Origin of the sequence: Clostridium carboxidivorans P7 (assembly GCF_001038625.1) — a bacterium.
Lineage (GTDB): Bacteria > Bacillota > Clostridia > Clostridiales > Clostridiaceae > Clostridium_AM > Clostridium_AM carboxidivorans.
This window is the reverse complement of record NZ_CP011803.1, coordinates 4205890-4225148: the sequence shown is the minus strand read 5'-3', so window position 1 is coordinate 4225148 and position 19259 is coordinate 4205890. Positions and strand designations below refer to the sequence as shown.

Annotated in this window: 19 protein-coding genes; all 19 read left to right on the top strand. The window is 32.3% G+C overall.

The annotated features are described in order from the left end of the window. Positions 1–3 precede the first annotated feature (3 nt). The 19 genes from Ccar_RS18825 (at position 4) to Ccar_RS18735 (ending at position 19255) form a co-directional block, all read left to right on the top strand. A complete protein-coding gene (locus Ccar_RS18825; RefSeq protein WP_007061832.1) occupies positions 4–636 on the top strand; it encodes a cyclodeaminase/cyclohydrolase family protein in 633 nt (210 codons plus the stop codon). 119 nt (positions 637–755) lie between these two features. Then, complete coding sequence (locus tag Ccar_RS18820; protein WP_007061833.1) at positions 756–1613, top strand: bifunctional 5,10-methylenetetrahydrofolate dehydrogenase/5,10-methenyltetrahydrofolate cyclohydrolase; 858 nt, start codon at positions 756–758, stop codon at positions 1611–1613. 26 nt (positions 1614–1639) lie between these two features. Then, a complete protein-coding gene (locus tag Ccar_RS18815) occupies positions 1640–2293 on the top strand; it encodes a methylenetetrahydrofolate reductase C-terminal domain-containing protein (RefSeq protein ID WP_007061834.1) in 654 nt (217 codons plus the stop codon). 18 nt (positions 2294–2311) lie between these two features. Then, positions 2312–3187, top strand: coding sequence for a methylenetetrahydrofolate reductase (locus Ccar_RS18810; RefSeq protein WP_007061835.1), 876 nt, complete (start codon positions 2312–2314; stop codon positions 3185–3187). Positions 3188–3207: 20 nt separating this feature from the next. Next, entirely contained in the window at positions 3208–4587 is a 1380-nt protein-coding gene (gene lpdA, locus Ccar_RS18805; RefSeq protein ID WP_007061836.1) for a dihydrolipoyl dehydrogenase, read from the top strand. A gap of 49 nt (positions 4588–4636) precedes the next feature. Next, complete coding sequence (locus Ccar_RS18800) at positions 4637–5410, top strand: ATP-binding protein (protein WP_007061837.1); 774 nt, start codon at positions 4637–4639, stop codon at positions 5408–5410. A gap of 19 nt (positions 5411–5429) precedes the next feature. Next, on the top strand, positions 5430–6359 hold the full coding sequence (acsD, locus tag Ccar_RS18795; protein ID WP_007061838.1) for an acetyl-CoA decarbonylase/synthase complex subunit delta: 930 nt from the start codon (positions 5430–5432) through the stop codon (positions 6357–6359). A gap of 46 nt (positions 6360–6405) precedes the next feature. Then, positions 6406–7758: an acetyl-CoA decarbonylase/synthase complex subunit gamma gene (gene acsC / locus Ccar_RS18790; protein ID WP_007061839.1), complete on the top strand. Its 1353-nt coding sequence runs from the start codon at positions 6406–6408 to the stop codon at positions 7756–7758. Between the two features lie 116 nt (positions 7759–7874). Beyond that, complete coding sequence (acsE, locus tag Ccar_RS18785) at positions 7875–8660, top strand: carbon monoxide dehydrogenase/acetyl-CoA synthase methytransferase subunit (RefSeq protein ID WP_007061840.1); 786 nt, start codon at positions 7875–7877, stop codon at positions 8658–8660. Positions 8661–8697: 37 nt separating this feature from the next. Then, complete coding sequence (gene acsB / locus Ccar_RS18780) at positions 8698–10824, top strand: acetyl-CoA decarbonylase/synthase complex subunit alpha/beta (protein ID WP_007061841.1); 2127 nt, start codon at positions 8698–8700, stop codon at positions 10822–10824. A 111-nt stretch (positions 10825–10935) separates the two neighbouring features. Further along, on the top strand, positions 10936–11310 hold the full coding sequence (gene gcvH / locus Ccar_RS18775; protein WP_007061842.1) for a glycine cleavage system protein GcvH: 375 nt from the start codon (positions 10936–10938) through the stop codon (positions 11308–11310). Positions 11311–11368: 58 nt separating this feature from the next. Then, on the top strand, positions 11369–13300 hold the full coding sequence (gene acsV, locus Ccar_RS18770) for a corrinoid activation/regeneration protein AcsV (RefSeq protein ID WP_007061843.1): 1932 nt from the start codon (positions 11369–11371) through the stop codon (positions 13298–13300). Positions 13301–13358: 58 nt separating this feature from the next. Continuing rightward, positions 13359–13553, top strand: a complete 195-nt coding sequence (locus Ccar_RS18765) for a CooT family nickel-binding protein (protein ID WP_007061844.1) — start codon at positions 13359–13361, stop codon at positions 13551–13553. A 30-nt stretch (positions 13554–13583) separates the two neighbouring features. Then, positions 13584–14072, top strand: a complete 489-nt coding sequence (locus Ccar_RS18760) for a DUF8180 domain-containing protein (RefSeq protein ID WP_007061845.1) — start codon at positions 13584–13586, stop codon at positions 14070–14072. Positions 14073–14144: 72 nt separating this feature from the next. Next, a complete protein-coding gene (locus Ccar_RS18755) occupies positions 14145–14780 on the top strand; it encodes a DUF3786 domain-containing protein (protein ID WP_007061846.1) in 636 nt (211 codons plus the stop codon). A 217-nt stretch (positions 14781–14997) separates the two neighbouring features. Continuing rightward, positions 14998–16434: an NAD(P)/FAD-dependent oxidoreductase gene (locus Ccar_RS18750; RefSeq protein WP_007061847.1), complete on the top strand. Its 1437-nt coding sequence runs from the start codon at positions 14998–15000 to the stop codon at positions 16432–16434. Between the two features lie 55 nt (positions 16435–16489). Then, positions 16490–17749: an NAD(P)/FAD-dependent oxidoreductase gene (locus Ccar_RS18745; protein ID WP_007061848.1), complete on the top strand. Its 1260-nt coding sequence runs from the start codon at positions 16490–16492 to the stop codon at positions 17747–17749. 4 nt (positions 17750–17753) lie between these two features. Further along, the gene (locus tag Ccar_RS18740) at positions 17754–18122 is read left to right on the top strand and encodes a DUF1667 domain-containing protein (RefSeq protein WP_007061849.1); all 369 of its coding nucleotides are present in this window, start codon (positions 17754–17756) and stop codon (positions 18120–18122) included. A 500-nt stretch (positions 18123–18622) separates the two neighbouring features. After that, the gene (locus Ccar_RS18735) at positions 18623–19255 is read left to right on the top strand and encodes a RusA family crossover junction endodeoxyribonuclease (protein ID WP_007061850.1); all 633 of its coding nucleotides are present in this window, start codon (positions 18623–18625) and stop codon (positions 19253–19255) included. Positions 19256–19259 lie beyond the last annotated feature (4 nt).

The following is a 19259-nucleotide window of genomic DNA, read 5'->3' as shown; positions in this document are numbered from 1 at the left end:
ACGATGAAACTAGCAGACAAAACTTGTACAGATTTTATAGAAGTTCTTGCATCAAAGGCAGCAGTACCTGGTGGAGGTGGAGCTGCAGCTTTAGTAGGAGCTATAGGAATGGCATTAGGAAGTATGGTTTGTAACCTTACTATAGGAAAGAAAAAATATGCTCAGTATGAAGAAAAAGTTCAAGGTATACTTGGTAAAGCAGGTCAGCTTCAGGAAGAACTTCTAAAACTTATAGATGCTGATGCAGAATGCTTCCTTCCTCTTTCAAAAGCATATGGTATGCCTAAGGAAACTGAAGAGGAGAAAAAGTTAAAAGAAGAAACTTTGCAGAAATGTTTAAAGTCTGCTTGTGAAGTTCCAGTAGCTATAGTTAAACAGTGTTATGAATCTATAAAACTTCATGAAGCACTAGTAGACAACTGCTCTATGCTTGCTATAAGCGATGTTGGAGTTGGGGTACAGGCTTTAAGAGCTGCTATAATTGGTGCTCAATTAAATGTAATAATCAACATAAATTCAATCAAAGATGAAGCTTATGTTGAAAAAGTAAAGAAGGAAACGGAACCTTTAATACAAGATGGAATAAAAATAGCGGATGAAGTTTATGGAAAAGTAGTAAAAGCACTTAGTAAATAACAGCTTTAATTAATTAGATAAAATGATATCCAGGGGAAGAAGTTCAACTTCTTCCCAGGGATGTTAAAATAATTAAATTCTATTAATTAATAATTTTGTTTATGAAGGAGATTGTAAGTATGGGTCAAATAATTAAGGGAAAGCCAGTTGCAGATGCGATAAGTACGGTTTTAACTAAGGAAGTAGAAGAATTAAAGGCTAAGGGTATTACTCCAAAACTTACTATAGTAAGAGTTGGAGCAAACGGAAGTGACCTTGCTTATGAGAGAGGGGCTCTTAAAAGATGTGCTTCTATAGGAATAGACACAGAAGTAAAAGAGCTTCCAGAAAACATAGAACAAGACGATTTCATAGCAGAACTTAAGAAAGTAAATGAAGATAAAGCTACTAATGGTATATTAATCTTTAGACCATTCCCAAAACAACTAGATGAAAGTGTTATTAAATATATAATCGCGCCAGAAAAGGATGTTGATTGTTTTAGTCCTGTAAATGTTGCTAAATTGATGGAAAAGGATGAAACTGGTTTTGCGCCTTGTACTCCATCTGCAGTAATTGAAATATTAAAACATTACAATGTGCCTATGAAAGGAAAAAATGCAGTAGTAATAGGAAGATCTATGGTAGTAGGAAAACCAGTATCAATGTTGCTGTTAAATGAAAATGCAACAGTTACTATATGCCACTCAAGAACTCAAGACATGCCTTCAGTAACTTCCAAAGCTGATATAGTAATAGTTGGAATTGGTAAAGCTAAAATGATAGATTCTAAATATATTGGTGATGAAGCTGTAGTTATAGATGTTGGTATCAATGTTGATGAAAAAGGAAATCTATGCGGAGATGCAGATACTGACAGTTGTATAGAAAAGGCTTCAATGATAACACCAGTTCCAGCAGGAGTAGGTTCAGTTACAACTTCAATACTTGCTAAGCATGTGGTAAAAGCATGTAAATTGCAAAATAATCTAGTATAAGCATTTATTAAGATGGGGGAATAAGAATGATTATTTCAGAGAAAAAGCCTTTTGAAGAGGTACTTGGATATCTTAAAGATAGTAAAAAAGTAATATTAACAGGTTGTTCTTTATGTGCTTCCACTTGTAAAGTAGGCGGAGAAGAAGAAGTATTGGAAATGAAAACTAAATTAGAGGAAAATGGTAAGGTAGTTTTAGGATATAAAATACTAGATCCTTCCTGTAATTTATTGAAAACTAGAAAAGATTTAAAAGCCTTAAAGGAAGAATTAAAAGAGGCCGATGCAGTTTTATCCATGGCTTGCGGCGACGGAACTCAAACAGTTGCAAAACTTTTGAAGATTCCTGTTTATCCAGCTAACAATACATCATTTATAGGAGAAGTAGAAAGAGTTGGACAATATAAAGAAGCTTGCAAAGCTTGTGGAAATTGCCAACTTGGATGGAGTGGTGGAATCTGTCCAATAACAATGTGTGCTAAAGGTCTTTTAAATGGACCTTGTGGTGGTGCAAGAGATGGAAAATGTGAAGTGGATCCAGAAAATGACTGTGCTTGGATTCTAATATATAACAAGTTAAAAGAACTAAACAAGCTTGATAATTTATTAGAAATCAGAGAACCAAGAGATTATCAGGTTAATGCTCATCCAAGAAAAGTAGATTTAAGAGATAAGGAATAATTCTAAGGGGGATTAAAAATGAGCCTATTGAAAGAAGCTTTCGAAAGAGGAGAATTTGGAATAACAGCAGAAATGGCTCCTCCAAAAGGTATAGATCTTTCTCATTTGATAGAATGTGCTAAAGCAATAAAAGGGAGAGCACATGGAGTTAATGTTACAGATTTTCAATCTGCAACTTTAAAGGCCACTTCTTTAGCAACATGTAAAGTGTTAAAGGATGCAGGATTAGAGCCTGTTCTTCAAATAACAGGGAGAGATAGAAATAGAATAGCAATTCAAGGGGAACTTTTATCTGCAGGGGTATTTGGAATCGAAAATGTATTAGCTCTTACAGGAGATTATACAATGACAGGAGATCATCCAGGAGCTAAACCAGTTTATGATTTGGATAGTGTAGGAATACTTAGTGTTGCAAGCACTATAGCACAAGGAAAAGATATGTCAGGCAATGATTTAACTGGTACACCTAAATTTTATTTAGGAGCTTGTGTAACTCCAAGATATGATCCTTTAGAATTACAAATTTTGAAAATGGAAAAGAAAATAAAAGCTGGTGCTAAATTTTTTCAAACACAAGCTGTATATGATATAGATACTTTAAAATTATTTAGAGAAAAAACTAAGCATTTAGATGCAAAACTTATGGTGGGTATAATTCCATTAAAGTCAGCAGGTATGGCTAAATATATGAATAAAAATGTTCCAGGAATATTTGTTCCAGATGAATTAATTGAAAGAATGAAGGGTGCGGAAAATAAAGTTCAAGAAGGAATAAAAATATCTGGTGAGTTTATAAAGAAGGTAAAAGAAGAAGGTCTTTGTGACGGAGTTCACATAATGGCAATTGGTGCGGAAGAAAATGTGCCATTAATATTAGATCAAGCAGGATTATAAAATCGAAGGGGCGATTATAGATGAAAATAGTTGTTATTGGTGGGGGACCAGGCGGATATGTAGCTGCACTTAAAGCTGCGATGTTAGGCGCAGATGTTACTGTAGTTGAAAAAGGTAAAGTAGGAGGAACTTGCTTAAATGTAGGCTGCATACCTACAAAAGCTCTACTTGCTTGCTCAGATGTATTAAATACAGTAAAAGAAGCTAAGAAATTTGGCATTAATTTTGAAGCTGATGTAAAAGCTGATTTTGCAGCTATAATGGAAAGAAAAGAAAAAGTTGTTACTAACCTTGTAAAGGGAATTGAGTACTTATTTGAAAGCAAGGGAGTAAAACTTGTAAGGGGAGCAGGAAGATTAGTAAGCAATAAAGAAGTTGAAGTTACAAAGGAAGATGGAACAAAAGAAAGTATACCAGCAGACAAGATAATTCTTGCTACAGGTTCTATACCAGTAGTTCCAAGATTTCTTCCTTATGATGGAAAAAATGTAATGACTTCTGATGAAGTTTTGAATCTTAAAGAGCAGCCAAAATCAATGATTGTTGTTGGTGGAGGTGTAATAGGTTGTGAAATAGGACAGTTCTTAAGTAGACTTGGAACTGAAGTTAAAATAGTAGAAATGTTACCACAATTATTACCTCTTGAAGATGAAGATACAGCAAAAATACTACAAAGAAGCTTTAAACAGGGAAAGATAAAGTTCTTTGTAGGTGATGGTATCTCAACTGTAGAAGTTGGAGAGGGTAATGTAGTTGCAACTCTACAAAGTGGCAAAAAAGTAGAAGCAGAAAAGATGCTTGTAGCCATTGGTAGAAGACCATATACTGATGGTCTTGGATTAGAAGAATTAGGAATACAAGCTGATAGAGGTAAAGTAATAGTCAATGAGTATTTAGAAACTAATATAGAAGGAATTTATGCTATAGGTGATTTAACTATAAGCCCTGATTTAGCTCATGTAGCTTCAAGACAAGGTATTGTAGCTGTAGAAAATGCTATATTAGATAAAAAGAAGAAGATGAGCTATAAAGCTGTACCAGGTTGTGTGTTCACAGAACCAGAAGTTGCTTCTGTTGGTATGAAAGAAAAACAAGCTAAAGATGCTGGAATAAATTACAAAGTAGGAAAATTCGATTTCAGAGGATTAGGAAAAGCTCAAGCTATGGGTAAATTACAAGGTTTTGTAAAAGTAATTACAGATGAAAAAGATGTAATTATTGGAGCTGCTATAATTGGAGAACGTGCAGCAGATATGCTTGGTGAATTAACAGTAGCTTGTGAGTTTGGATTAACAGCAGAACAAGTAGGAGAAGTAATTCATCCACATCCAACTTTATGTGAAGGAATTATGGAAGCACTTCATGATGTTCATAAACAATGTGTTCATTCAGTAGAGTAAAGAATAGGACTTAAAAACCCTATGCATGACAATAGGAGGAGGTTATACAATGGCATATAAAATAGCTGTAGCAGGAAAAGGTGGAACTGGTAAAACTACATTAACAGGATTATTAATAGATTATCTTGTAAAAAAAGGAGAAAAACCAATACTAGCTGTAGATGCTGATGCAAATGCTAATTTAAATGAAGTTTTAGGTGAAGAAGTAGAAGAAACTATAGGAGACATAAAAGAAGATGTAAACCAAAAATCACTTGAAGGTAATAAATTTCCGGGAGGCATGTTAAAAGCTGATTACTTAAAATACAAGTTAAATACATCCATAACGGAAGGCGATGGCTATGACATGATTGTAATGGGAAGATCCCAAGGGCCTGGATGCTATTGTTATGTAAATGGGGTGTTAAAGGCTCAGATAGATTCTTTAGCTGCAAATTATCAATATATAATTATAGATAATGAAGCTGGAATGGAGCATTTGAGCAGGAAGCTAGTTGAGAATATTGATACATTATTTTTAATCAGTGACTGCTCTAGAAGAGGTATTCAAGCTGTAGGAAGAATAAGAAGGTTAGTTGATGAATTGAAATTAAAAGTAGGCCAAATTTTTCTTATAGTTAATAGAGCTCCAGAAGGCAAAATAAATGATGGAACTATGGAAGAAATAAAAAAACAAGATCTAGATTTATTAGGTGTTGTACCTATGGATTCTACCATTTATGAGTATGATACAAGTGGGAAACCTCTAGTAGATATGCCAGAGGATTCCCCTTCTAAAAAAACACTATATGATATTTTATCAAAAATCCAATTTAATAAATAATTTAAGGAGGCATTAAGTTATGTTCAAAAAGTCAGTACAGAAATTTTCAGGAAAGATTTGTGAAGTAGAAATTGGAACAGGTGAAAAAGCTATAAAATTAGGTGGAGAAAGTGTTCTTCCTTTTTATTCCTTTGATGGAAATACAGGAAACGCTCCTAAATTAGGTATGGATATTACAGACGATTTAGAAGGTTGGCCAAAGGCAATATTAGAACTTTATAAAGATGTATGTAATGATCCAGTTGCTTGGGCAAAGTGTATTGAAGAAAAATATGCTCCTGATTTTATCTGTTTAAAATTAGATTCAGCAGATCCAAATGGAAAAGATAATTCAGTTGAAGAGTGTGCTAAAACAGCAAAAGCTGTAGTAGAAGCTATAAAAACTCCTCTTGTTGTAGCTGGAACAGGAAATCATGATAAGGATGCTAAGTTATTTGAAAAAATTGCTCAAGAATTAGATGGACACAATGTTCTTCTTTTATCAGCAGTAGAAGATAACTATAAAACTATAGCAGCAGCAGGTGCTATGGCTTATAATCACAAGATTGGTGCAGAATCATCCGTTGACATAAACCTTGCAAAACAAATAAACATATTAGTAAATCAATTAGGTGTTGGTAATGAAAAGATAGTTGATAATGTAGGATGTTCAGCAGCAGGGTATGGATATGAATATGTTATTTCAACTTTAGACAGAGTTAGACTTGCAGCATTAGGACAAGATGATAAAACTTTACAGGTACCTATAATTACACCAGTTGCATTTGAAACTTGGAAGGTAAAGGAATCAGTTGATGAAGAAACATGGGATAACCTAGAAGAAAGAGGAATTTCTATGGAAGTTTCAACAGCAGCAGGTGTTTTAGCATCAGGATCAAATGCAGTAATTTTACGTCATCCAAAATCACTAGAAACTATTAAAAAATTTGTAAGCGAATTATTAGCTTAATGTAAATTTAAATTTATACTGGGATTTAAATAAGGGAGGATTCAAAATGGCTTTAAAAGGATTAGATATATTTAAATTAACACCAAAAAAGAATTGTAAAGATTGCGGATTTCCAACTTGTTTGGCATTTTCAATGAAGGTTGCAGCAGGAGCTGTAGAAATAGGAAAATGTCCACATATGAGTTCTGAAGCTTTAGAAAAATTATCAGAAGCTACAGCACCAATAATGAAAACTATAACAATAGGTAAAGGTGATACTGAATATAAATTAGGCGGAGAAACTGTTATGTTCCGTCATGAAAAAACATTAGTAAATAGAAATAGATTTGCAGTTTTATTAAGTGATTCTATGGATGATGCTGAAGTAGATGCTAAAATTGCACATATGAAAGAAGTTGACTATGTAAGAATCGGCGAAGACATGAAAGTTGAATTTGCAGCATTAAAATATGCTGGAAATAAAGATAAATATATTGCTTTAATTAATAAAGTAAAAGCAAGTGGTTTAAAGGTTGCTTATGCATTAATTTGTGAAGATGCAAGTGTTGCTAAAGAAGCTTTAGATTTAGTTAAAGATGAAAATCCATTAGTATATGGTGCTAATAAAGACAATTATGCTGCTTTTGTTGAATTAGTAAAAGCTGACAACTTAGCATTAGGAGTAAAAGCTGAAAGCTTAGAAGCATTATATGCTTTAGTTGAAGAAATACACAAATTAGGATATAAGAATTTAGTTCTTGATCCAGGTTCAGCTTCAATAAAAGAAGCTTTTGAAAATACAGTTCAAATAAGAAGAATAAACATTCAAGATCAAGACAGAGTATTTGGCTATCCTTCAATACTATTTGTAGATGAACTTTCAAAAGGCGATAAGTTCATGGAAGTTGCATTATCTACATTATTTACAATGAAATATGGTTCATTAATAGTTTTAAGTGATATGGATTATGTTAGAGCATTACCTCTATATGGAGTAAGACAAAACATATTCACAGATCCTCAGAAACCAATGAGAGTTGAACCAGGTATATATGGATTTAATGGTGCAGATGAAAATTCACCAGTAATATGTACTGTTGACTTTGCATTAACTTACTTTATAGTAACTGGAGAAGTTGAAAGATCTAAGATGCCAGTTTGGATGTTAATTCCAGATGCAGGTGGATACTCAGTTCTTACTTCTTGGGCTGCTGGTAAGTTTACATCAACTGTTATTTCAGAATTTGTAAAAGAATCAGGAATAGAAAGCAAAACTAAGTGTAGAAAACTTATACTTCCAGGAAAAGTTGCTGTTTTGAAAGGCGATTTGGAAGAGAAATTACCAGGTTGGGATATTACAGTTGGAACAACAGAAGCTATGTTTATTCCTAAATTCTTAAAAGAGTTAAATATTAAATAATAAAAGTATTCAAGTTTGCAATTGAGAATCAGGTTTTGTCTTGATTCTCAATTATAAATAATATAAAATTTTATTTTTAAAAAATTAATGATATAAAACAGGGGGGTCATTTGAAAATGGATAAATTTATTGTTATTGGTGAAAGAATACACTGCATATCTCCAGCTATCAGAAAGGCTATAGAAGAAAGAAACCCAGAACAAATTTTAAAAAGAGCAAAAGAACAATTAGACGCAGGCGCTAATTATTTGGATTTCAACATAGGACCAGCTGAAAAAGATGGAGAAGAAATAATGAAATGGGGAGTTCAATTACTTCAAAAAGAATTTGACAATGTTCCTCTTGCATTGGATACAACAAATAAGAAAGCAATAGAAGCTGGACTTAAAGTTTATAATAGAGAAAAAGGAAAACCAATTGTAAATTCAGCTGATGCTGGTGGTAGAATTGAAAATATAGATTTAGCTGCAGAATATGAAGCTATGTGTATTGCATTATGTGCAAAAGAAGGTATAACTAAAGACAATGATGAAAGAATGGCTTACTGTACAGAAATGCTTGAAAGAGGAATGGGTCTTGGAATGGAACCAACAGATTTATTATTTGATCCATTGTTCCTAGTAATAAAAGGAATGCAAGATAAACAAAAAGAAGTTCTAGAAGCTATTAGACTTATAAGCGAAATGGGACTTAGAACTTGCTGTGGATTAAGTAATGTTTCTAATGGTGCACCAAAGACTATAAGACCAATAATGGATGCTACTTATGCAGCAATGGCTATACAATGTGGATTGACTTCAGCTATAATGAATCCATGTGATTTAAGATTAATGGAGACAATTAAAACATGCGATGTTGTAAATGGAGCTGTTTTATATGCTGATTCTTATTTAGAACTATAATTTTATATAAATTTTAATTTTAGGGAGGGGCAAAAAAATGAATTTATATCAAACTGTATTCACTGGCTCAAAGCAAGCATTAAAAGCTGCTGAAGATTTGGTTAAAAAGGTCGTAGATGAAAAAGGTAAGGATTGTAAGGTTGCATTCCCTGATACTGCATATTCATTGTCAGTATTATATTCTGCTACAGGCAAAAAAGTTACAAATGTAGGAGAATTGGAAGCTTCTCTAGACGTAGTTAGAAGTTTAATAGTTGAAGAGGAAATGTTAGATAAATTATTGAACTCTGGTCTTGCTACAGCAGTAGCAGCAGAAATAATTGAAGCTTGTAAGTATGTTCTTTCAGATGCTCCATATTCTGAACCTTGTGTAGGTTTTGTATCAGATCCAATAATCTGTTCATTAGGTGTACCACTAGTTACTGGTGATATCCCTGGTGTAGCAGTTGTACTTGGAGAATGTCCAGATGCTGAAACTGCAGCAAAAGTAATAAAAGATTATCAATCAAAAGGATTACTTACTTTCTTAGTTGGTAAAGTAATAGACCAGGCTGTAGAAGCTAAAGTTAAAATGGGTCTTGACTTAAGAGTTATACCTCTAGGATATGATGTTACTTCAGTAATTCATGTTGTAACAGTTGCTATAAGAGCAGCATTGATATTCGGAGGAGTTAAGCCAGGTAATTTACCAGAATTCTTAAAATATACAGCTGAAAGAGTTCCAGCATTTGTAAATGCTTTTGGACCATTAAGTGAACTTGTAGTATCAGCAGGCGCAGGTGCTATCGCATTAGGATTCCCTGTAATAACTGATCAGGTTGTACCAGAAGTTCCTACATTATTATTAACTCAAAAGGATTATGATAAAGTAGTTAAGACTTCTCTTGAAGCAAGAAAGATAAAGATAAAGATTACTGAAATTCCAATTCCAGTTGCATTTGCAGCAGCATTCGAAGGTGAGAGAATAAGAAAAGGCGATATGCATATTGAATTTGGTGCTGGAAAGACTGAAGCTTGGGAATTAGTAATGAGTGGAGATTCAAGTGAAGTTGAAGATCATAAGATAGAAATAATAGGACCAGACATTGACTCTTTAAAAGATGTTCCAGGAAGATTGCCAATGGGAATGTTAGTTAAAGTATCTGGTGCTAACATGCAAAAAGATTTTGAACCAGTTCTAGAAAGAAGACTTCATTACTTCTTGAACTATATTGAAGGTGTAATGCATGTTGGACAAAGAAATATGACTCAAGTAAGAATAAGTAAAGAAGCTTTTGATAAAGGCTTTAGATTAAAAGACTTTGGTGAAGTAATATATGCTAAAATGTTAGATGAATTTGGTTCAGTTGTTGATAAATGTGAAGTTACATTAATTACAGAGCTAGATAAAGTTCATGAATTAAAAGATAAGCTTGCTATGCCAAGATTTGCAGAAAGAGATGAAAGACTTGAATCATTGATAGATGAAAATGTTGATACTTTCTACTCATGTAATCTTTGTCAATCTTTCGCTCCAGCACATGTATGTATAGTAACTCCAGAAAGACTAGGACTTTGTGGTGCAGTTTCATGGCTTGATGCAAAAGCAACACTTGAATTAAATCCAACAGGACCATGTCAAGCAGTACCAAAAGATGGTTTAGTAGATGAAAATGCAGGTATTTGGGATAAGGTAAATGAAACTGTTTCAAAAATATCTCAAGGTGCTGTAAATAATGTTACATTATATAGTATATTACAAGATCCTATGACATCTTGTGGATGCTTTGAATGTATAACAGGTATAATGCCAGAAGCTAATGGTGTTGTAATAGTAAATAGAGAACATGGAGCAACAACTCCTCTTGGAATGACATTTGTTGAACTTGCATCAATGACAGGTGGTGGAGTACAGACTCCAGGATTTATGGGACATGGTAGATCATTTATTCCATCAAAGAAATTTATGAAAGCTGAAGGTGGAATAGGCAGAATAGTATGGATGCCAAAAGAATTAAAAGATTTCGTAGCAGAAAAATTAAATAAGACTGCTAAAGAACTATATGGAATAGATAATTTTGCAGATATGATTTGTGATGAAAGCATAGCTGTAGAATCAGATGCAGTAGTAGCATTCTTGGAGGAAAAAGGACATCCAGCATTAACTATGGATCCAATAATGTAATAAAACTTATAATACGACATTAATTAGGATGTCAGAATACCAAAATGCTGGCACTCTGGCATCCTAATTTCTAATTATAACCTAAATAAAATTATAAAAGAGGTGTGGTAAATGGATTTTCCAGAAAATTTATATTATAGTAAAGAACACACATGGGTTAAAGTAGATGGAGATACGGCTTTAATAGGAATAAGTGATTTTGCACAAGATCAACTTGGTGAAATACTATTTGTTGAAATGCCAGAAGTAGGAGATGAAATAACTCAGGATAAAGCATTTGGAGTAGTTGAATCTTCAAAGAAAGCATCTGATTTAATAGCACCTTTATCTGGTGAAGTATTAGAAGTCAATGAAAAGTTGGACGATGAGCCAGAATATGTAAATGAAAATGCTTACGATGCATGGATAGCAAAAATTAAGATAAGCGATAAAGGTGAAATTGATAATTTATTAAGTGCTTCAAAATACGAGGCAGGCTTAAAGTAGAAAGAACTTCTCGGTTTTTTAGCCGAGAAAGTTTTTTTTAAGGAGGTATTTACAAGATATGGCAAAGGTTAAATTTGTTCCATATAATAAAGAAATAGAAGTACAGCAAGGGGAAAATTTATTAGAAGTAGCTAGAAAAGCAGAAATATTTATAGATGCACCTTGTAATGGAAATAGTGTCTGTGGGAAATGTAAGGTTAAAATAGTTGAAGGAAAAGTAAGTTCGGAAAAAGATAGGCATATAAGTGATGATGAGTGGAATGAAGGCTATGTTTTAGCATGTTCTTCAAGTGTTATTGGAGATGTTACAGTAGAAATACCATCAAATGCTTCAGCTTCTATGCATAATATGAAAATAGAAGCTTTATCAGGAGAAAGAGAAAACAAAATATTTGAAAAAGCAAAGAAACAAATTTTAGATAAGGGTATGGAATTTGAAACTTATGTAAAGAAAGATTATGTAGAGTTAGATATTCCAACTTTGAATGATAATATATCAGATTTTGAGAGAATAAAGAGGCATTTAAGAAACAAATTAGGTTATAATCAAGTGTTTTGCAGACTTCCTATGCTTAGAAAAATACCTCCGATTTTAAGAGAAGCTAATTTTAATATAACTATAACTCATATACCAAGAGGTCAAGGAAAAACTACAATAATCAATATAGAAAAAGGAGATACAACAAATAGACTATATGGTGTGGCTTTAGACATTGGAACTACATCTGTAGCTGCATGTTTAGTAGATTTGTATGGTGGAAAACTTGTAGCAAAAGCATCTTCAGGAAATGCACAAATAAAGTATGGTGCAGATGTTATTAATAGAATAATGTATTCTACTAAAAAGAATGGACTTCATGAATTAAATCATGCGGTAATACAAGAAACCATAAATCCAATTTTAAGCAAAATGTGTGGAGATTCAGGCATAGATAGGGATGAAATAGTATCTCTTATAGTAGCAGGAAATACAACCATGTCTCACTTGTTTTTGGGAATTTACCCGGATTTTTTGAGAATGGAGCCATATATACCTGCTTTTGTTAAACCACCTTTTATAAAAGCCTCAGAATTAGGGATAGAGGTTAACCCTGAAACCTTTGTATATTTAGCACCTTGTGTAGCAAGTTATGTTGGAGGAGATATAACAGCAGGGGTGTTATCATCAGGAATGTGGGATGTTGATGAGAATGTACTTTTTATTGATTTAGGTACAAATGGAGAAATTGTTTTTGGAAACAAGGAATTTTTAATGACTTGTGCTTGTTCTGCAGGACCTGCTTTTGAAGGTGGGGAAATTAGCTGTGGAATGAGAGCTGCAAGTGGTGCTATAGAAAAAGTTACTATAGACAAAAAAAGTTATGAACCTAAAGTTACCGTAATAGGTAACGATAAGCCTTCAGGAATTTGTGGATCTGGAATCATCGATTTAATATGTGAGATGATGCTTTCTGGAATAATAGATAGAAAAGGTAAAATAGTGAAAAATTTAAATACAAATAGAACTAGATTTGATGAACATGGAATTGGCGAATATATACTTGTATTTAAAGAAGAATATAATTTGGAGAAGAATATAACAATCACAGAGGTTGATATAGATAATTTTATAAGAGCTAAAGCTGCTATTTATTCAGGTATTACCATGCTTTTGAACAATCTTGGAATGGATTTTTCAATGATAGATAAGATTTATATAGCAGGTGGTATAGGAAATAGCTTAGACATTGAAAATTCAGTAAAGATAGGTATGTTACCTGATGTAGAGAGGTCTAAGATTGAATATATAGGAAATAGTTCTTTAATGGGATGTTATTTAACTTTAATGAGTGAAGATGCTAGACATAAGTTGGAGGAAGTATCAAATAGTATGACTTATGTAGAATTAAGTGTAGAACCTGGGTATATGGATGAGTTTGTATCAGCATGCTTCTTACCTCATACTGATATAGAAAAGTTCCCAACAGTGAAAGAGTTACTTTCTAAATAAATAACCTTGATATATTTTACAAAAAGAGTATATTTAAATTAAGAAGGAGGTAATTAAAATGTGTGAATCAACAGCTTACTTAATTACACCAGAAGGTGAAAGAAAAATAATGGACTATGTAGTAGAGATAATTCCACAAGCAGATGGTAAATTATTTTTATCAGATATACTAGGAGAAGAAAAAATAATAGAAGGAATGTTAAAAGAGGTTAAATTATTAGATCACAAAATCATGATAGAAAAAATAAACTAAAAAATTTTATATACAAAAGGAGAGATATTTATGGATAATCACGAACATGAACATCATCATGAACATGAACACCAACACGAGCATATTCATGAACACAAACATGAGCATAATGGATGCGAGCATACACATGAACACAGCCATGAACATACACATGCGCATGAGCATGAACATATTCATCCTCATAGTCATGGTGAAAATGAATCTCATGAACACATCCATGAAGCTCATATAGATAATATTTGTGAACACCAACATGAGCATGATCATATACATGGTCATAATCATTCACATGAAGTGTCAGCAGATGGTGAATTAAACTTAAGCAAAGAAGAAAAGACTTTGAAAATTTTGCTAGATCATTGGGTAGATCATAATAAATCCCATGAAGATGGATTTAAAGATTGGATTGAAAAGTCAAAATCAATGGGAAAAGTAAAAACTGCAGAGTTTATACAAAAAGCTGTAGAAGCTATGGAAAATGCCAATGAAATGCTTATAAAAGCTAAGGAAAATATGTAATTTAATAATAACTCACAAAGTGTCTATTTTGTGAGTTATTATAGTATAAGAACTGAAAGGATGAAAGTATTTATGGATAATGTTGCTATAGAAGAAAAAAGAAAAGATAAAATACCATATGATTATAATAAAAGTATATTAAAAAACTTTGATCCTAGAGAGATGGCTCAAAATAGTGGATGTATTTACGATGAAGAAAAATGTGAATTTATAGTAAAGCTTATGGGAGAAAATATAATAGTAAAATATCCTAGTGGAGATGTTTTAAAAGAAGATGGGTCAGAAATAGATAAATATCCACCGAAAACTTTACTGTTAAGATATCTTATGAATTCAAAAGGTATTGCACCAATCAATAAAAATATAACCTATAGAGATGTAGATGGTGGGAATGTTTACTATAATAATTTTTATGGAAGATGTCTTTTAAGACTATCTAAAACTTTTGGTAATAAACTTGATAAATTTAAAGAGGTTTTTGAAAAAATTGGAGCAGAAAAGGTAAGCATGGGTGACATAGCTTATAAGTTTCAATTTTTAAACAATATATATGTAACTTTTGCCCTATGGGAAGGCGACGAAGAGTTTAGTGCATCATCACAAATATTGTTTGATGCCAATGTACCTTTTTATTTTACGGCAGAAGATTTAGCTGTAGTTGGAGATGTTTCTATAGGAACAATTACTAAGCTGGCCTATTCTAAATAGATTGGGGACTAGCTCCGTTAAGCATAATAATGGCATTTGTCTAAAATTAAAACGTTTAGATGGTTGCATATTGCATATAAATATGCTAAAATATAAAAAAGATGAACTTTAAAAGTTAATTATTAAGGCGGAGTTTAAGAGAGCCAAATTTTAAGATATATAAAAATATCTTAATTTTGAGCTCTCTTTTTTTATATTTTGGAGGAGGTAAATTATAATGTTTGATGTAACAATTATAGGAACTGGTGTAATTGGGTGTGCAGTGGCTAGAGAATTATCAAGATATAAATTGAATACTTGTGTGGTTGAAAAAAATGTGGATTTAGCAAATGGAACTACTAAAGCTAATAGTGCTATAGTTCATGCTGGTTTCGATGCAAAACCTGAAACTTTAAAGGGAAAACTAAATGCAAAAGGAAACACAATGTTTGACAAACTATCAGAGGAATTAGATTTTCCATTTAAGAGAAACGGATCTTTTGTATTGTGCTTTGACGAAAAGGATATGGATGGACTTCGTGAATTAAAGAAAAAAGGAGAAGAAAATGGAGTTCCAGATCTTCAGATACTTGATGGAAATGAAGCTAGAAAAATGGAGCCTAATTTATCAGATGAAGTGGTAGCAGCTTTATATGCACCAACTGGTGGAATTGTTTGTCCTTATGAAATGACTATAGCTTTAGCTGAAAATGCTTCAACTAATGGAGTAGAATTTAGATTTGAAACAGAAGTAAAAGGTATAGAGAAAAGTGGAGAAAAATACATTTTAAAAACAAACAAAGGTGATATAGAAACAAAATTAGTTATAAATGCAGCTGGATTGTTCTCAGATGAAATAAACAATATGGTTAGTGAAAGAAAAATTCATATAGCACCAAGAAAAGGTGAATATTGCTTATTTGATAAAGTTGTAGGAGATATGGTTTCCAAAACTATATTCCAGCTTCCAACTAAATTAGGTAAAGGTGTTTTAGTTACACCAACAGTTGATGGAAATTTACTTGTTGGACCTAATGCAGTTGATTTAGAAGATAAAACAGATTTAACTACAACAAGAGAAGGTATTGATGATATAGTATCTAGGGCTGCACTAAGTGTTAAACAAATACCAATGAGACAAGTAATTACATCTTTTTCAGGACTTAGAGCACATTGTACAGAAAATGACTTTATAATTGGTGAACCAAAAGATGCTAAAAACTTTATAAATGCTACTGGAATAGAATCACCAGGTCTTTCAAGTGCTCCAGCTGTGGCTGAAATGATAAGAGATATGGTAGTTGCAAAATTAAATCCAGATAAAAATGCAGATTTTAATCCAATAAGAAAAGGAATACCTAAATTCAGAGAAATGAACAATGAGGAAAGAAAACAGCTTATAGCTAAAGATGCTAGATACGGAAAAATGGTTTGTAGATGTGAAACAGTTACTGAAGGTGAAATCGTAAATGCTATAAAGAGACCACTTGGAGCAACTACACTTGATGGTGTTAAAAAGAGAACTAGAGCAGGAATGGGAAGATGCCAATCTGGTTTTTGTTCAACAAAAATAGTTGAAATTTTATCAAGAGAACTTGGAATAGCACGTACTGATGTAACTAAATTTGGTGGAGAATCAAATTTATTAGTGGGTAAAGATAAAGAAAGCATATAATAATTAGGCAATAACGTAAAATATATATATTTTATAATATTTGGAGGGTTAAAAAATGCAAGAATATGATATAGTTATAATCGGCGGTGGCCCAGCAGGACTTGCAGCTGCAGTTTCAGCTAAAGAGCAAGGAATAGATAACATTATAATATTAGAAAGAGATAATCAATTAGGTGGAATATTAAATCAGTGTATTCATAATGGATTTGGACTTCATACTTTTAAAGAAGAATTAACAGGTCCTGAATATGCTCAAAGATTTATAGATAAAGTTTTAGATATGAAAATACCATATAAATTAAATACAATGGTACTTGATTTAAGCGATGATAAGGTTATTACAGCAGTTAATGAAGATGATGGAATAATTGAGATAAAAGCTAAGTCTGTAATCTTAGCTATGGGATGTAGAGAAAGACCAAGAGGAGCTATAAATATACCTGGAAGCAGATGTGCTGGTATATATACTGCAGGTACAGCTCAAAAATTTGTTAATGTAGAAGGATATATGCCTGGAAAAGAAGTTGTTATATTGGGTTCAGGAGATATTGGACTTATAATGGCAAGAAGAATGACTCTTGAAGGAGCAAAAGTTAAGGCAGTAGTTGAGCTTATGCCATATTCAGGTGGATTAAAGAGAAACATAGTACAATGCCTTGATGATTTTGATATACCTTTAAAGTTAAGTTATACAGTAACTAATATAAAAGGTAAAGATAGAGTTGAAGGTGTTACTATAGCAGAAGTAGGTAAGGATAGAAAGCCAGTAAAGGGAACAGAAGAATATATTCCTTGTGATACATTACTTCTTTCTGTTGGATTACTTCCAGAAAATGAACTTTCAAGAAAAGCTAATGTTAAGCTTTCAAATATAACTGGAGGACCAGAAGTAGATGAAAGACTTGAAACAAATCAAGAAGGAATATTCGCTTGTGGAAATGTACTTCATGTTCACGACTTAGTTGACAATGTTACTCTTGAAAGTGTTAATGCAGGTAAAAATGCAGTTGAATATATAAAGGGAAAGAAATCAGATGGCAAAAAGGTAGAAATTGTTGCTACAGAAGGGGTTAGATATACAGTTCCTAAGTATGTAAATCCTGAAAATGTAGAAGACCATATAGATGTTAGATTTAGAGTAGGCGATGTATTTAAGAATAGTTTCATAGCTGTGTATTTCGATGACCAAAGAGAAATGCATATAAAGAAGAGGATTCTTACTCCAGGAGAAATGGAAACAGTGAAACTTACTAAAGCAATGTTTGAAAAGTATTCAAATTGCGAAAAAATCACTATTAAGGTAGAGAGGGAGTAGTAAAATGAGTATAAGAGATTTAGTATGTATTGGATGTCCTATGGGATGCCAGCTTCAAGTTAAATTAGAAGGTGACAAAGTCTTAGAAGTTACTGGTAATACTTGTAAAAAAGGTGCAGAATATGGAGAAAAGGAATGCACAAATCCAACTAGAATAGTAACTTCTTCTGTATATGTAGAGTATGGAACTATTGATGTAGTTCCAGTTAAAACTGAAAGTGATGTACCTAAGGGTAAAATATTTGATTGTGTGAAAGAGCTAAAAGGAATAGTAGTAAAAGCACCTATCAATATTGGAGATGTAGTAGTGAAAAATATAGCAGGTACAGGTGTTAACATCATAGCTACTAAAAAAATAGATAAAGCTGTTTAGTAACTAATAAAATAAAAATACCACCATTATGAAGATAACCAATTTAGTATAAGCTAGTTGGTTATCTTTATTTATTGAAAGTAATAATTGTTACTATTATAATGATAATATGTGTTAGTGTAATTTTATATAATGAGTACATAGTAACACAACTTTTTCAGAGGACATTTGACAGAGGACAGAGGACAATGAAGGTGAGGTTTCCTTCTTACGTCAGAAAACTAATTTATTTTTGCACTTGTTTTGCTAAAGCAAAATTTCTTTTAAGCAGGAAGCTAAAATCTATGGTTTTCAGATAATTTTGCTTAGAAAGAATTTGTTAAAAACAAAAAAACGTGAGCTTTTTAAAATTAAAGATTTTTTGTAGTGAAACGGAGAAAAATCATCCTTCACTGTCCTCTGTCAATTGTCCTCTGTCCTCTGAAAAGGTTGCATCGCATTATTTTTAAATTAAGATGTAGCATGATAAGGTATGATATGAACAGAAGGAGCAGAAATTAATGATAAAAACTTATGCCAAAGTCATAGTAAAAGGTTCGCCTTTATCTAAATCCAATTTTAAATTATTTAATGTCAATGGTAGGGCTATTTTACCTTATAATTCAGGAAAATATCACGATAGGTATGCTCTTTACGAAGAGGAAATAGCTTATGAGGCCAGGTGTCAAAATCCTGGAGTAGTACTAAGTGAAGCTTTAATAGCTGTACTTAAAGTATATTATAAAAGTAAAAAAAGGCATCCGGATACCAATAATATTACTAAAAGCATATTTGATGGTATTGAAAAGAGCGGGCTCATAATTAATGATGCTCAAGTAAGGAGACTTATAATAGAGGAATTCTATGACCAAATAAATCCTAGATTTGAATTAGAACTTTTTGGAGAAAGCACTTATTTTATGGATTATAAAATTTTAAAAAGAGAAATTGTTGAGGAACCAATACAGTATTCTCCTCCTCCAAACAAATCAAAGTCACCCAAAGTACATAATTCTGAGCCTTGTACAAACTTATCCCAAAATGATAAATTACATTGTGAAATATGCGGGAAAAAAATAAAGAAGGAGAATTCAATTTCTGCAAACAACGGAAAAACAATCATTTGTAAAGATTGTTTGACAAAGCTATTTTAAGCTA

Excerpts from the sequence above, each read along its gene's own strand:
- Ccar_RS18825 (WP_007061832.1), top strand. The coding sequence starts at position 4 with ATGAAACTAGCAGACAAAACTTGTACAGATTTTATAGAAGTTCTTGCA.
- Ccar_RS18820 (WP_007061833.1), top strand. The coding sequence starts at position 756 with ATGGGTCAAATAATTAAGGGAAAGCCAGTTGCAGATGCGATAAGTACG.
- Ccar_RS18815 (WP_007061834.1), top strand. The coding sequence starts at position 1,640 with ATGATTATTTCAGAGAAAAAGCCTTTTGAAGAGGTACTTGGATATCTT.
- Ccar_RS18810 (WP_007061835.1), top strand. The coding sequence starts at position 2,312 with ATGAGCCTATTGAAAGAAGCTTTCGAAAGAGGAGAATTTGGAATAACA.
- lpdA (WP_007061836.1), top strand. The coding sequence starts at position 3,208 with ATGAAAATAGTTGTTATTGGTGGGGGACCAGGCGGATATGTAGCTGCA.
- Ccar_RS18800 (WP_007061837.1), top strand. The coding sequence starts at position 4,637 with ATGGCATATAAAATAGCTGTAGCAGGAAAAGGTGGAACTGGTAAAACT.
- acsD (WP_007061838.1), top strand. The coding sequence starts at position 5,430 with ATGTTCAAAAAGTCAGTACAGAAATTTTCAGGAAAGATTTGTGAAGTA.
- acsC (WP_007061839.1), top strand. The coding sequence starts at position 6,406 with ATGGCTTTAAAAGGATTAGATATATTTAAATTAACACCAAAAAAGAAT.
- acsE (WP_007061840.1), top strand. The coding sequence starts at position 7,875 with ATGGATAAATTTATTGTTATTGGTGAAAGAATACACTGCATATCTCCA.
- acsB (WP_007061841.1), top strand. The coding sequence starts at position 8,698 with ATGAATTTATATCAAACTGTATTCACTGGCTCAAAGCAAGCATTAAAA.
- gcvH (WP_007061842.1), top strand. The coding sequence starts at position 10,936 with ATGGATTTTCCAGAAAATTTATATTATAGTAAAGAACACACATGGGTT.
- acsV (WP_007061843.1), top strand. The coding sequence starts at position 11,369 with ATGGCAAAGGTTAAATTTGTTCCATATAATAAAGAAATAGAAGTACAG.
- Ccar_RS18765 (WP_007061844.1), top strand. The coding sequence starts at position 13,359 with ATGTGTGAATCAACAGCTTACTTAATTACACCAGAAGGTGAAAGAAAA.
- Ccar_RS18760 (WP_007061845.1), top strand. The coding sequence starts at position 13,584 with ATGGATAATCACGAACATGAACATCATCATGAACATGAACACCAACAC.
- Ccar_RS18755 (WP_007061846.1), top strand. The coding sequence starts at position 14,145 with ATGGATAATGTTGCTATAGAAGAAAAAAGAAAAGATAAAATACCATAT.
- Ccar_RS18750 (WP_007061847.1), top strand. The coding sequence starts at position 14,998 with ATGTTTGATGTAACAATTATAGGAACTGGTGTAATTGGGTGTGCAGTG.
- Ccar_RS18745 (WP_007061848.1), top strand. The coding sequence starts at position 16,490 with ATGCAAGAATATGATATAGTTATAATCGGCGGTGGCCCAGCAGGACTT.
- Ccar_RS18740 (WP_007061849.1), top strand. The coding sequence starts at position 17,754 with ATGAGTATAAGAGATTTAGTATGTATTGGATGTCCTATGGGATGCCAG.
- Ccar_RS18735 (WP_007061850.1), top strand. The coding sequence starts at position 18,623 with ATGATAAAAACTTATGCCAAAGTCATAGTAAAAGGTTCGCCTTTATCT.